Origin of the sequence: Actinophytocola sp., assembly GCF_036002505.1 — a bacterium.
Taxonomy (GTDB): Bacteria; Actinomycetota; Actinomycetes; order Mycobacteriales; family Pseudonocardiaceae; genus DASYTH01.
Window position 1 is genome coordinate 26086 of the sequence record NZ_DASYTH010000400.1, and the last position, 11864, is coordinate 37949.

Below are 11864 nucleotides of genomic sequence, written 5' to 3' on the forward strand. Positions count from 1 at the left end.
AGGGCATGTCAGCCCCGGCGAGGGAAGCGGCGGCGGGTCGAGCGCACCCGGGGGGAGCGGCGGGCCTGCAGGCGGTACCAGTACACGACGGCGGCCAGCGCGAGGGTGCCGGCGAAGAGGAGGCCGACGCCGGCGGTCAGGACTCCGGCGACGACCACGAGGGCGGCCAGGACGCCGAGGAGGACGTACGGCCAGCGGCGGTGGACCGGGAGTGGGCGGGGTTTGCCGTCCCGGAGGGCCTTGGCCAGCTCCGGATCGTCGCTCTGCAACCGGAGGGAGATCAGTTCCAGTTGCTGTCGGTCATACTGGCTCAGCATGACACCCGCCCTCCTGCGCCAGCCGCGGCTTCACCGGGTGGACCTACTGGTCACCGCCTCAACCTATCCCCATGCGCTCGCGCCGAGGTAGAGCTGAGGTAGACGGTCCACAAAGGACGCTAGGGCGGAGTGATCACTCGCCGGTGTCGGCGAGGGCGGCGTCGACCGTGTCGTAGACCGTGAACAGGGAGAGCAGGCCGGTGACCTCCAACGGCCGCAGCACCGCGCGGTTGGTGGCCACCAGGAGCAGCTTGGCGCCGCGGTCGGCGCCGGTCTGGGACGCCGAGACGATCTCGGCGAGGCCCGCGCTGCCGAGGAAGGTGACCTCGGTGAGGTTGAGGACCAGCGCCCGGCTCGCCGGCTCCAGGTTCTCGCGGAGCCGCTCGCCGAGCACGTTCGCGGTGAGCAGGTCGATCTCCCCGGTCACGTGCAGAGTCACGACGCCGTCCGCCACCCGGTCGACGACGACGCCGATCTGCTGGCCGGTCGGGCCGGTTGGGGGGTTCGGTGTCTGCACACTGCCTCCCGAAGCCAGGTGATCGCGAGTCGCCGATGTTCGGTGTCAACCCTAGAGGCGACCGCGCCGCGAACAAACCTGAGGGTGGCCGATCCGGGTGGTTTGGTCCGCGCGCAGCTGGGTACACCCTTGGTGACGTGTGCGTTCGGCGCGGTCCGGGAGGATGGTGGGCCCTTGCCACACCAGGACGGCGGGCTTCGCCATCTGCTCGACGTGGTGCGCATGCTGGGGGAACTGGCGCTGTCCAGCACGGTCGAGACGCTCTGCGCCCGTGCCGTGGCCGCGTTCCGCCGGGTTGCCGCGGACCTGCCGTTCGGCCTGATCTACCTGTTCGACCCGGACACCGCCGTGGCCCGGCTGGCCGGCCGGTGGGGTGGTGAGCCGCCCGCCCGGTTCGGCGCGCCGGCCGTGGTCGAGCTGGCCGGTCCGATTGGCGGCTCGTGGCCGCTCGGCGAGGTGGCGAGCCTGGCCAGGACCGTGCTGGTGCCGGATCCGGGGACCGGCGAGCGCGCCCTGGTGGTGCCGTTCGGCGGGCCCGGCGCCGAGACGCTGGAGGGCGCGCTGGTGACCGGCATCGGCCCGCAGTGGGCGGTGGACGGCGACTTCCGCGCGGTGCTGCAGTTGATGGCCGCGCAGCTCGGGTGCGCCCTCACCGCCACCCGGGCGCGGGTGGCCGAACGCGACCGGGCCGCGGCGCTCGCCGAGCTGCGCGAGGTCGCCGACGCCGGCCACGCGCTGACCACGAGCCTGGACACCGAGGAGATCCGCCGCGCGGTCACCGACCTCGTGCTGCCCGGCCACGGGTTGTGGTGCGCGGTCTGGCTGGTGCGTCCGGACGGGGACACGCAGGTCAACGTGCGGGCCGCTGCGGAGGGTCACAATGGTGTTCTGGCCAGGGTTTTCGGGGAGCGGGGCGAGCGGGTGCGGGCGCTGCTCGGGGTGGACGACTGCCTGAGCGGGTTGCGCACGGTCACCCAGCCGATCGAGCAGGACGGCTGGCCGGACGGCTGGGACCGCGGCGTCGGCCGGCTCGCGGTCACCGTGCCGATGCCGGCCCGCGGGCGGGTCGTCGGCGCGATCACCTTCGGCCGCGCGGAACAGCGGGTCGGCGAGATCGGAGACCTGTACTACCTCGAGGAATTAGCCAGGCGAGCCGCGCTCGCCTTCGACAACGCCGCCATGCATGCCGCCGAGCAGCGGATCGCGCTCGGCCTGCAGCGCTCGCTGCTCCCCAGGGCGTTGCCCGAGGTTCCCGAGGTCCGGCTGGCCGCCCGCTACCTGCCGGGTTCCCGGGGCGCACGCGTCGGCGGGGACTGGTACGACACGGTCTCGCTGGCCGCGGGCCGGCTCGGGTTGATGATCGGCGACGTGGTCGGGCACGGGGTGCAGGCGGTCGCCCGGATGGGCCAGCTGCGCACGGCCCTGCGCAGCTACGCGGTGCCTGACCGGTCACCGGCCGCGGTGCTCGAGGCGCTCGACTCGTTCCTGCTGACCGGCGGCGAGGCCCGGTTCGCCACCTGCCTGTACGCGGTGTTCCAGGTGCGCACCGGCCTGCTGCACGTGGCCAACGCCGGGCACCTGAGCCCGCTGCTGCTGGTGCCGGGGGAGCAGCCGCGGTTCGTCCACGCCGGCACCGGCGTGCCGCTCGGCGGCGCGTCCCGGCTGGTGCCCGACGGAACCGCGTTCTTCACCCGGCGGTTGCGCATGCCGCCGCGGTCGGCCCTCGTGCTGTACACCGATGGTGTGGTGGAGGGACGCGGCGAAACGCTGGAGAGCGGGCCGGCCCGGCTGCGCGCGGCGCTGCGCGGCGAGTTCTCCTCGGCCGAGGAGATCTGTGACCGGGCGCTCGGCGCCATGGAGCTCGGCGAGACCGGCCGGGACGACGCGACCCTGCTCGTCATGCAGCGGACCTGACGGCGGGACGGAGGCGGTTGGCTGGTGGATGACGGCACCCCGGCGGATCTCGACGAGCGGCGGGTGATCGCCGAGCGCGAGGTGATGCTCGAGCTGCAGCGGGCCATGCTTCCGGATGGCCTGCCGGTGCTGCCCGAGGTGAGCATCGCCGCCGAGTACGCGCCGGCGGACTCGCCCTCGTCCCTCGGCGGGGACTGGTTCGACGTGGTGCCGATGCCCGGCGACCGGGTCGGCCTGGTGGTCGGCGACGCGGTCGGGCACGGGCCCGCGGCGGTCGCCGTGATGGGCCAGTTGCGCGCGGTCGCGGCCGAGTGGCTGCGCCAGGGGAGCGGGCTGGACGAGGTGATCACGGCGCTGGACGGGTGCGCCGCGGGGCTGTCCGGGGCGCGGGGCTGCGCGATGTGCCTGGCCGTGCTGGACCGGCGCAGCGGTGCCGTGCGCTACGCCGTGCGGGGCCACCCGCCGCCGCTGGTGGTCGGCGTGGACGGCTCCACCACGTTCCGCACCGAGGCGACCGGACCGCCGCTTGCCTTGGCGCGCAACCGGTACACGCTCGGTGGCGCGGGGCTGGCGCCGGGCGAGACGCTGGTGCTGTACTCCGACGGGGTGGTCGAGCGGCCGGGCCGGACGTTCGGGCAGGGGCTGGCCGAGCTCGCTCTGTGCGCCGGCGCCGTGGTGCGCCGCGGCACCACCGGGGAGCGCGGGCGGCCCGGGGAGATCTGCGCGGCGGTGACCCGGGAGCTCGCCGGTCCGGGTTCGCGGCACGACGACGTCAGCGTGGTGGCCGTGACGATGCTGACCGGGCGGCCGCAGCCGATGACCATGACCGAGACCGCCGTGGCGACCTGCCTCGGGCCGGTGCGCGGCGTTTTCTCCGCATGGCTGCGCGGTTTTCAGCCCGCCGAGGACGACCTGGTGGCGCTGGAGCTGAGCCTGGTGGAGGCGGTGACCAACTCGATCGAGCACGCGTTCACCGGGCCGCCGGGGGAGGTGCGGGTGGACGCCGAGCTCGACGGTGCGGGCTCGGTGAACGTGGTGGTCACCGACAACGGGCGGTGGAAGCCGCCGCGGGTCGACCCGGGGTTCCGCGGCCGCGGCCTGGTGATGATGCGGGAGTTCAGCGACGACCTGATGCTGCGCACGTCCGAGGAGGGCACGACGGTGCGCATCGTCAAGGCGCTGCACCGGCCGGTGTCGCTGGACGGCATGACCCGCGCGCGGCCGCGCCGGCCGGAGCGCACGGACTTCCGGATGGACGTGAAGGTCGAGCCGGAGCGGGTGGTCGTGTCCCTGGCCGGCGCCATCGACTCGAGCTGCGTCGACCGCCTGCACGCCGGCCTGCTCGACGCCACGCGGCGCGGCATCCTGCCGCTCGTCGTGGTGCTCGACGAGGTGACCCTGCTGGCCAGCGCCGGCCTGCGCACCCTCTACGAGCATGCCGGCAACGTGCTCTCCGCCCGGCGTTCGATCCGCCTGGTCGTCGCGGACTCCAACCCGGCGCGGGATGTGCTTGCGGTCAGCGGCCTCGACCGTCTGGTCGAGGTCGCCCCGCAGCTCGGCTGACGGCCGCCTCACGGGCGGGTGGGGACGGCCGTCGGCCCGGGCTAGCCACCAGGTGGTTCGCCGAAGGATTGACACAGCCTCCCCCCCGACCAACCGCACCTCAGGGGACCGTGACGGCACCCAGCCACAATCCACCTGACAACCGCACCATTAGCTGGAACGCAACGACAGCAGCTAAATTCCGGAGAGGCGGGACTGTGGCGAGGACTCCGGTGAGGCCGGCGGCGAGCACGAGGGCCAGCAGCATGGCCGTGCGGAGCGTGGGGGCCCAGCCGCCGACCAGGCATTCGGCCTGCCGAAGCCATTCCTCGTGGCCGTGGGCGCGGTGCCGCGCGCCCCGGCGGTCGAGGTCGCCGGCGTCGAGCAACTCGTCGAGACTCGCCAAGTCGTTGTCATTGTCTGGCGGTTCGGGACGCGTTGGTTGTAACGTCACGTCGTTCGTTCCCTTCTGCACGTGCAAACGACCGGTACGAACATCCCGACGCGGCTCCCCGTGCCAGCGGGGGGCCGCGCCTTTGTTGCGGCACAACCATCTTCGTTAGATGATCATGACGGGACAGGCGGCGGAACGGCGAGCGGGCGGCCGGGCACGATGAGCGGCCCGGCGTTACAGCGCGACGAACCTATTTCGGTAAGCCCAACCGCGTATATGTCCCGAACAACGAATTCACTCGATTGTGTGACCTGGGGGCCGTTTTAGACCGCGCCGTTGTCCGTTCTAGTGGTTACTTTCCCGGCGAGTAGGTGCCCGCCCGGGTGGTTGGCTGGGGGCGGGCCGTTCGGGTGCCGGCGGGATGTCACGCGTCACCGGGGCGAACGTGAGCGTGCCGTCGTGGTCGCGCATGCCGCCGAACCCCGGCCACCGCGGCGATCCAGGATCCGGCCAGCGACGCGATGTGCAGGCCGTTGTGCACGTTGTGGTGCAGGTCCTGCAGGTCGGTGAGGGTACGGGTGGTGCAGCAGCAGCGGGTAGCGCTCCGGCGGCGTGGCCGCGAAGTTCCACTCGGCGTGCTCGGTGAACCGCTCCGACTGCGGGTGCCCGTCGAGCACGTCGTCGTGGGGGATGACCACCTTCTTGGCCGCCTCCTGCCAGGCGCGCACCTCCTCGGCGGTGACCCCGCGCCGCTCGGCCATGAGGTTGGTGTAGACGTTGTTGTCCACCACCGCGGAGTACTCGTCCGGCCCGGTCACCCCGTCGATCGGGGACCCGCCGTGCACACAGCGCTCATAGCTTCCCTGTGACGGCCGTCACAGGGAAGCCCGCCTGTCACACTCGGGACCCACGTTGGCCGCAGCACTTGGTCCGGACTAAAGACATGACGACGAATGATCGTTAGACTGGCGTTTGCCGCTATGTTATGCCAGGAGGACAAGTGCCCGTTGTCGACATCGTGCTCTTGGACATCGGCGGTGTACTCACCTCTGATCCTTGGCAGTCGATCGTTCTCACACCTGGACGGGGTCTTGCCGATCTCCTGGGGATTGAGCGCGCTGCGGCCGAGGCCACCGGGAAAACGCTTTGGCCCAAATATTCGCTTTCGGTTCATGATGAGGGCGAGTACTGGAATGAATTCGCTCGGTCGGTCGGGTGCGCTATCCCCGCCGGCCTGGTTCGTAGCGTTGAATTGAAAAATCTGGAAGTCAACAGTTCGGCCAAATATGCGCTGGTAGAACTCGATGAACGGTCCATCCCGTGGGGGTTCATTACAGATAACACTGCGTTCTGGTACCGCAAACAACTAGGGTTTCTAGGGTTGAGCGACAGGCGTGACGCGTCCCTTGACTTTCCTTCGTTCGAGTGTGGCGTTGCCAAATCATCGAACGGTCGTAACCTCTTTGAGGTCGCCGCCGCCGCCATAGATCCTGCCCGAACATTGATTGTTGACGACAGGTTGCACAACATCGATCGGGCTTCGCAGGCCGGCTTCGTCACGCTCCGCTACTCGATGCACGATGGGTTGGGTCTCCGGGATGCTCTAGGTGAGTTCTTGGGGTGAAGCGACGTGGCGCGTTCGAGCCGGCCGCGGCTCTCTACTGAGAATCTGGGTCCGGTCGGGCCAGAGGCTGACAGGGACAAGTCGCTTGTCGTTCAAGCAATGCTGGCCGAATACAATTCGCTTCGCACAGAGAGTCTCGGCTCGATTAACAATCGCGTAACGATCGCAAATTTCACGTTCGGGGCGGTGGCGATTATCTTGGCCGCGCTCGTGAATCAGCGAAATCCGGATATTATCACCGGCATAGTGGCTGTGGCGTTCGTTCCGCAGATCGCCAAGACCGGGCTCATGATCTGGCTAGGTGAGTACAATCGGTCGCAGCGTGCGGGCAAGTGGATTTCTGATCTGGAGAAGAAAATCAGCAAGACGGTGGGGCAAGAGCATGCAATGGTCTGGGAGTCGGCCCTGATTGGAAATTCCATCCACATGTCTTATCCATATGCGTCTGTTGTTCTCTTGCTTCTGGGGACAGGGTGGGCGAGCAGCTTTATTGGCTTTGGGATATTTATCCGGATTGCGAGTTCGTCAAGTAATCGAACTCCGTACGTGATCGGGCTAGCGATCGGCCTCGTCATCGTGGTGTTGGCTGAGGTCTGGTTCGTGCGATTTTTGCGCTCCAAGTGGAGAAAGATCAAGGTGGAGTACTCCAAGGACGGGCCGCCTATATGGCCAATCTGAAATTACCGGGCGGACACTGGGCGCATGCGCGCAGTTCGCGCCGCCGTCCACGTGGTCGGCTTGTCCTCGGGCCCAGGAACCCGGCGACCAGCCGCGGCAAACCGCACCGGGTCGTCGATCCACGGGCCGTGCCCGGCCTCCGGCTGGATGATCACGGTGTGGTTCGGGGGCATCCGGGCGAAGTCGTAAGCAGCTGCGGGTTGCAGCCCGGTCGCCGAACGAGCCCTCGGCCCGGAACACCGCCTGCGCCTCTGGGTTGATCCGGGCGGGCTCCGACTCGACGAACTCCTGGGCAGCCGCGGCCCGCAGCCCGAACAGATCCATGCTGGCCATGCTCGGGGTGGCGGATTGGCCGAGCCGGGAAGGTGGCAGGGCCTTGAGTTGGTCTTCTTGACGCGGCATGGCAGGTGGTGGAGTAGGGCAGTCCCGCTCCTGATCGGCTACCCGAACCAGGCGGGGGCGTTGCCGGGCTTCCATTTGATGTTGCAGCCGATGCTGGGCCACTGGTCGGGGTTGACCGGGTCGCCCTTCAGCACGGCTTGGACGGCGGCGTCGAGTTCTTCGCCGGTGACGGGGGCGGTGGTGCTGGGGCGGGCGGAGTCGAAGCGGCCGCGGTAGGTGAGGCGGCGGTCGGCGTCGAACAGGTAGAAGTCGGGGGTGCAGGCGGCGCGGTAGGCGTGGGCGGTGGACTGGTCTTCGTCGAAGACGTATGGGAAGGTCCAGTTCCACTCGGCGGCTTGGGTGGCCATGAGCTCGGGACGGTCGTCCGGATGGGAGGTGATGTCGTTGGAGTTGATGCCGATCACGCCGACGCCGTCGGCCCGCCAGCGGGCGGTGGTGACGCCGAGTTGGCGGGCGATGTGCCGGACGTACGGGCAGTGGTTGCAGACGAAGGCGACCAGGGTGGCGCGCTCGCCGGCGGCGTCGTCGAGGGACCAGAGTTTGCCGGACGGGTCGGGCAGGGTGAACGGTGGCGCTGGGGTGCCCAGGGGAAGCATGGTGGATTCAACGGCGACCATGGGTCGACGGTACCGGCTGGAGAAAGGGACATGGTGACCGAGGAACGGTGGCGGATCAGTGTCGACAAGAACGTCTGCCAGACGACCGGGATGTGCGTGACGCTGGCGGCGCGGCACTTTGAGTTGCGGGGTGGGTACTCGGAGCCGCTGGAGGACGAGGTCGAGCCGGACGACGACGTGATCGAGGCGGCGGAGAACTGCCCGGTCGAAGCGATCCGGGTGACCGCCGTGAGCGACGGCCGGCTGATCGCGCCGGAGTACTGATGGCCAGGCGGCCGCCTTCGGTCGCGGTGCTGGGTGGCGGATCGTGGGGGACCACCGTCGCCTCGCTGGCCGCGCAGAACACCGAAACCACGCTGTGGGCCCGGGATGCCGAGGTGGCGCGGGAGATCACCGAGGAGCACCGGAACGCACGCTATCTCGGCGACCTCGCGCTGACGCCGGCACTGCGGGCGACGGCCGACCTCGCGGAGGCGGTGAGCGCGGCCGACGTGCTGGTGATGGCCGTGCCGTCGCAGTCGTTCCGCTCGGTGCTGGCCGAGACGGTGGAGCACGTGCGGCCGTGGATCCCGGTGGTGAGCCTGGTGAAGGGCCTGGAGCAGGGCACCCGCCGGCGGATGACGCAGATCGTGGCCGAGGTGATGCCCGGGCATCCGGCGGGCGTGCTGGCCGGGCCGAACATCGCCAAGGAGGTGCTGGCCGGTTACGCGGCCGCGGCCACCATCGCGATGCCGGACCTGCGCTCGGCCGAGATGCTGCAGGATCTGTTCCGCACCAAGCTGTTCCGGGTCTACACCGGCACCGACGTGACGGGTGTGGAGCTGGCCGGGGCGCTGAAGAACGTGTTCGCGATCGCGGTCGGGTTCGGCGACGGGCTGGAGGCCGGGCACAACACCCGGGCCATGGTGATCACCCGGTCGCTGCGCGAGCTGGCCCGGCTCGGGGTGGCGATGGGCGGTGACGCCGACACGTTCGCGGGCCTGGCCGGCATGGGTGACCTGATCGCCACGTGCACCAGCCCGCTGTCCCGCAACCGGCACGTCGGCTACGAGCTGGCCCGGGGCAAGAGCCTCGAACAGATCGTCGCGGAGATGAACCAGGTGGCGGAGGGCGTGAAGACCTGCGGCGTGGTGATGAAGCTGGCCGCTGAGCACGGCGTGGACATGCCGATCGCGCACGAGGTGGACGCGGTGGTCAACCACGGCCAGCCGGCGTTCGAGGCGTACCGCGGGTTGCTGCGCAAGGCCCCCGGGCACGAGCTGCACGGGGAGGCCTGGTGAGTGCTGAGCGGGTGGAGGGCCGGTTCGCGGGTGCGGCGGGCGGCCAGATCTCCTGGCAGGGCTGGGTTCCCGGCGGTGACCTGACCGGTGCGGTGGTGCTCGTGCACGGGCTGGCCGAGCACGGCGGGCGGTACGCCCACGTCGCCGCGCGGCTGGCCGAGGACGGCTATGCCACCTACGCCGCCGATCATCGCGGGCATGGAAAGTCCGACGGGGTCAAGGGAAACCTGCACCGGATGTCCACTGTGGTCACCGACCTGGAGACCATGATCCGGAGCGTGGCCCAGCGCCACCCGGGTGTGCCGATGTTCCTCTATGGACACAGCATGGGCGGCCTGGTCGCGCTGGTCTACGCCACCGGGCCGCGGCCGGCGGAGCTGCGCGGAATGGTGCTCACCTCGTCCGCGCTGGACATCGGCGTCAACTCGGCGGCGGAACGGCTGGGCGCCCGGGTGCTCTCCGCGGTGGCGCCGAACGCCGGCACGGTGCGGCTGGACGGCAGCACGCTCAGCCATGACCCCGAGGTGGTTCGGGACTACGACACGGATCCGTTGAACTACCGGGGAAAGACCCGGGCCCGCACGGCCGGCGAGATGCTCGCCGCGATCGCCTCGGTGCGGGCGAAGCTCGGCACGCTGACCCTGCCACTGCTGGTGCTGCACGGCACCGAGGACCGGCTCACGTTCCCGGCCGGCTCGAAGCTGATCGCGGAGCGGGCGGGCTCGGCCGACGTGACGTTGAAGCTCTACGACGGCTGGTACCACGAGCTGCACAACGAACCGGAGCAGGCGACCGTGCTCGACGAGATCGTGCGCTGGCTCAAGGAGCACGGGTAGCCGGTGCCGGGCTGGCTCACCGCACTCGTGATCGCCGCCGGGGTGATCATCGCCTCGTGGCTGGTGCTGGTCGTGCTGGCGCGCCGCTTACCTCCCGGTCTCGCCCGGGATCTCGCGGCGTTCCTGCCGGACTGTGTCACGGCGGCGCGGCGGCTGCGGCGGGACCCGCGGGTGCCGCGCCGGGCCAAGATCGCGGTGGCGTTCGCGGCGGTGTGGGTGCTCTCGCCGATCGATCTGATCCCGGAGTTCCTGCCGGTCATCGGGCCCCTGGACGACATCATCGTGGTCGCGCTCATGCTGCGCTACGCCGCCCGGAGCGTCCCGCGCGACGTTTTGCTGGAGGCCTGGCCGGGTAATCCCGATCTACTCAAGAGGCTGCTGGGGCGGTGACCCGAGCAAGGAGGAAGGTTATGGCGCGCATGCTGCGCAAGTTGACCGTCGTCGCCGGCGCCGCGACGGCGGCCCGGACGTACGTCAAGAATCATCCGGACAAGGTGAACAGGTGGGCCGAGAAGGCCGGCGAGTTCCTGGACAAACGCACCAAGGGCAAGTACCACGGCAAGATCAAGGGTGCGGTCAAGAAGGTGCGCTCGGCCACCAGTTCCTGACTCACTGGACGCCATGCTCGGCGGACAGCTGCTCGAACGGCACGCCGGCCAGCCATCGGTCCAATCCGGACGTCATGGTCGGGCACTGGCCGACCGGGTGCTCGGCCGGGCAGTTCGCCGCGTGGGTGAGAAACTGTTGCGCCGCCCGAGCCTGCCTGATCAGCTCGTCGAGCCTGGTGATCTGGTCGCGGACCACCTCGCGCCACCGCTCGCTCGGCGTGTCGAGCACGGCCGCCGCGGTGTTCAGGTCCAACCCCAGCCGGTGGACGACCTGGACGAAGGCGAGCCGGCGCAGGTCGTCCCGGCCGAACATCCGCTGACCGCCGACGCGCCGGGGACGGACCAGTCCGCGTTCCTCGTAGTAGCGCAGCGCCGACGTGTTCACCCCGAGCAGCCGGGCGGCCTCACCGATGGGCACGAGATCCATGCCGTCCAGTTGACTTCAAGTCGGCTTGAAGCGCCAGTGTGGAGGCCATGGAACTGACATCGTGGGCGGTGGATCGCCCGGTGAACTCGGCGTTCGCCCTGCCGCAGGGTTTCCGCGGCCGGCTCGCCGGTCGCTTCATGCTGTGGAACGACGGAAAGCAGTCCGACGTGGTGCGGCTGCTCGACCCGCGGCCGGGCAGCCGCGTGCTCGAAGTCGGCTTCGGCCCCGGCGGCCTGATCCGTCGCCTGCTGGCCCGCACCGAGGTCGCCCTGGTGTGCGGGGTGGACCCGTCCACCGACATGGTCGCCGCGGCGCGCCGGCACAACCGGGCTGGGATGGCGGCCGGCCGGTTGGAGCTCCGGACCGGCACGGCGGCCGAGACCGGCTACCCGGACGGGCACTTCGACCATGTGGTGTCGGTGCGGAACGTGGCCCTCTGGCCCGACCTGGAGGCCGGCCTGCGCGAGCTGCACCGGGTCGTCCGTCCACAAGGGACTGTGTTGATCTCCTGGCACGGCGGCACCGACCCGAACCGCATCGTCCGGAACTTTCGCCTTCCGGACGACAAGCTCGCCCGCATCCAGGACGGTCTCACGGACCTGTTCACCTCGGCCACCCGGCACGAGCTGACCATGCAGACCGCGTTCCTCGCCGTCCGTTAAGCGGCACGAGGTGGGAGTGCGATGAAGGGGGCCTTTCTCTCGCTGG

General features: G+C 69.9%; 15 protein-coding genes and 1 pseudogene. 10 read left to right on the forward strand and 6 right to left on the reverse strand.

All coding sequences use genetic code 11. The annotated features are described in order from the left end of the window. Nucleotides 1–8 precede the first annotated feature (8 nt). Complete coding sequence (locus VGR06_RS34850) at nucleotides 9–317, reverse strand: DUF3040 domain-containing protein (RefSeq protein WP_327563455.1); 309 nt, start codon at nucleotides 315–317, stop codon at nucleotides 9–11. A gap of 133 nt (nucleotides 318–450) precedes the next feature. Further along, nucleotides 451–834 (reverse strand): STAS domain-containing protein, encoded by a 384-nt coding sequence (locus VGR06_RS34855; RefSeq protein ID WP_327563456.1) that lies wholly within the window; start codon nucleotides 832–834, stop codon nucleotides 451–453. A 174-nt stretch (nucleotides 835–1008) separates the two neighbouring features. On the opposite strand from VGR06_RS34855, the gene VGR06_RS34860 reads away from it, so the two are divergent. Further along, entirely contained in the window at nucleotides 1009–2748 is a 1740-nt protein-coding gene (locus VGR06_RS34860; RefSeq protein ID WP_327563457.1) for a PP2C family protein-serine/threonine phosphatase, read from the forward strand. Between the two features lie 24 nt (nucleotides 2749–2772). After that, nucleotides 2773–4311, forward strand: coding sequence for a SpoIIE family protein phosphatase (locus VGR06_RS34865; RefSeq protein WP_327563458.1), 1539 nt, complete (start codon nucleotides 2773–2775; stop codon nucleotides 4309–4311). Between the two features lie 100 nt (nucleotides 4312–4411). Here the strand turns inward: VGR06_RS34865 and VGR06_RS34870 are convergent, their stop codons facing one another. Beyond that, on the reverse strand, nucleotides 4412–4696 hold the full coding sequence (locus VGR06_RS34870) for a hypothetical protein (protein WP_327563459.1): 285 nt from the start codon (nucleotides 4694–4696) through the stop codon (nucleotides 4412–4414). 333 nt (nucleotides 4697–5029) lie between these two features. After that, nucleotides 5030–5526, reverse strand: a pseudogene (locus VGR06_RS34875) (hypothetical protein); the annotation flags it as partial. Nucleotides 5527–5684: 158 nt separating this feature from the next. Between VGR06_RS34875 and VGR06_RS34880 the strand changes: the two are divergent. Further along, a complete protein-coding gene (locus VGR06_RS34880) occupies nucleotides 5685–6308 on the forward strand; it encodes a hypothetical protein (RefSeq protein ID WP_327563460.1) in 624 nt (207 codons plus the stop codon). A 99-nt stretch (nucleotides 6309–6407) separates the two neighbouring features. Then, on the forward strand, nucleotides 6408–6986 hold the full coding sequence (locus tag VGR06_RS34885; protein ID WP_327563461.1) for a hypothetical protein: 579 nt from the start codon (nucleotides 6408–6410) through the stop codon (nucleotides 6984–6986). A gap of 440 nt (nucleotides 6987–7426) precedes the next feature. On the opposite strand, the gene VGR06_RS34890 is transcribed toward VGR06_RS34885, so the two are convergent. Then, nucleotides 7427–8005, reverse strand: coding sequence for a thioredoxin family protein (locus VGR06_RS34890; protein ID WP_327563462.1), 579 nt, complete (start codon nucleotides 8003–8005; stop codon nucleotides 7427–7429). A gap of 30 nt (nucleotides 8006–8035) precedes the next feature. On the opposite strand from VGR06_RS34890, the gene VGR06_RS34895 reads away from it, so the two are divergent. Genes VGR06_RS34895 through VGR06_RS34915 form a run of 5 tightly spaced genes read left to right on the forward strand, consistent with a single transcriptional unit; the run spans nucleotide 8036 to nucleotide 10729 of the window. After that, nucleotides 8036–8269, forward strand: coding sequence for a ferredoxin (locus tag VGR06_RS34895; protein WP_327563463.1), 234 nt, complete (start codon nucleotides 8036–8038; stop codon nucleotides 8267–8269). Beyond that, the gene (locus VGR06_RS34900) at nucleotides 8269–9285 is read left to right on the forward strand and encodes an NAD(P)H-dependent glycerol-3-phosphate dehydrogenase (protein ID WP_327563464.1); all 1017 of its coding nucleotides are present in this window, start codon (nucleotides 8269–8271) and stop codon (nucleotides 9283–9285) included. The genes VGR06_RS34895 and VGR06_RS34900 overlap by 1 nt, the downstream gene beginning before the upstream one ends. Beyond that, the gene (locus VGR06_RS34905; RefSeq protein ID WP_327563465.1) at nucleotides 9282–10121 is read left to right on the forward strand and encodes an alpha/beta hydrolase; all 840 of its coding nucleotides are present in this window, start codon (nucleotides 9282–9284) and stop codon (nucleotides 10119–10121) included. Before VGR06_RS34900 ends, VGR06_RS34905 begins: the two co-directional genes overlap by 4 nt. A gap of 3 nt (nucleotides 10122–10124) precedes the next feature. After that, on the forward strand, nucleotides 10125–10511 hold the full coding sequence (locus tag VGR06_RS34910; protein WP_327563466.1) for a YkvA family protein: 387 nt from the start codon (nucleotides 10125–10127) through the stop codon (nucleotides 10509–10511). 20 nt (nucleotides 10512–10531) lie between these two features. Beyond that, complete coding sequence (locus tag VGR06_RS34915) at nucleotides 10532–10729, forward strand: antitoxin (protein ID WP_327563467.1); 198 nt, start codon at nucleotides 10532–10534, stop codon at nucleotides 10727–10729. A 1-nt stretch (nucleotide 10730) separates the two neighbouring features. Here VGR06_RS34915 and VGR06_RS34920 read toward each other — a convergent pair whose 3' ends face one another. Then, entirely contained in the window at nucleotides 10731–11156 is a 426-nt protein-coding gene (locus VGR06_RS34920) for a MerR family transcriptional regulator (protein WP_327563468.1), read from the reverse strand. Between the two features lie 47 nt (nucleotides 11157–11203). On the opposite strand from VGR06_RS34920, the gene VGR06_RS34925 reads away from it, so the two are divergent. After that, nucleotides 11204–11818 (forward strand): class I SAM-dependent methyltransferase, encoded by a 615-nt coding sequence (locus tag VGR06_RS34925; protein WP_327563469.1) that lies wholly within the window; start codon nucleotides 11204–11206, stop codon nucleotides 11816–11818. Nucleotides 11819–11864: the final 46 nt, after the last annotated feature.

Excerpts from the sequence above, each read along its gene's own strand:
- VGR06_RS34850 (WP_327563455.1), bottom strand. The coding sequence starts at position 317 with ATGCTGAGCCAGTATGACCGACAGCAACTGGAACTGATCTCCCTCCGG.
- VGR06_RS34885 (WP_327563461.1), top strand. The coding sequence starts at position 6,408 with ATGCTGGCCGAATACAATTCGCTTCGCACAGAGAGTCTCGGCTCGATT.
- VGR06_RS34890 (WP_327563462.1), bottom strand. The coding sequence starts at position 8,005 with ATGGTCGCCGTTGAATCCACCATGCTTCCCCTGGGCACCCCAGCGCCA.
- VGR06_RS34895 (WP_327563463.1), top strand. The coding sequence starts at position 8,036 with ATGGTGACCGAGGAACGGTGGCGGATCAGTGTCGACAAGAACGTCTGC.
- VGR06_RS34900 (WP_327563464.1), top strand. The coding sequence starts at position 8,269 with ATGGCCAGGCGGCCGCCTTCGGTCGCGGTGCTGGGTGGCGGATCGTGG.
- VGR06_RS34915 (WP_327563467.1), top strand. The coding sequence starts at position 10,532 with ATGGCGCGCATGCTGCGCAAGTTGACCGTCGTCGCCGGCGCCGCGACG.
- VGR06_RS34920 (WP_327563468.1), bottom strand. The coding sequence starts at position 11,156 with ATGGATCTCGTGCCCATCGGTGAGGCCGCCCGGCTGCTCGGGGTGAAC.
- VGR06_RS34925 (WP_327563469.1), top strand. The coding sequence starts at position 11,204 with ATGGAACTGACATCGTGGGCGGTGGATCGCCCGGTGAACTCGGCGTTC.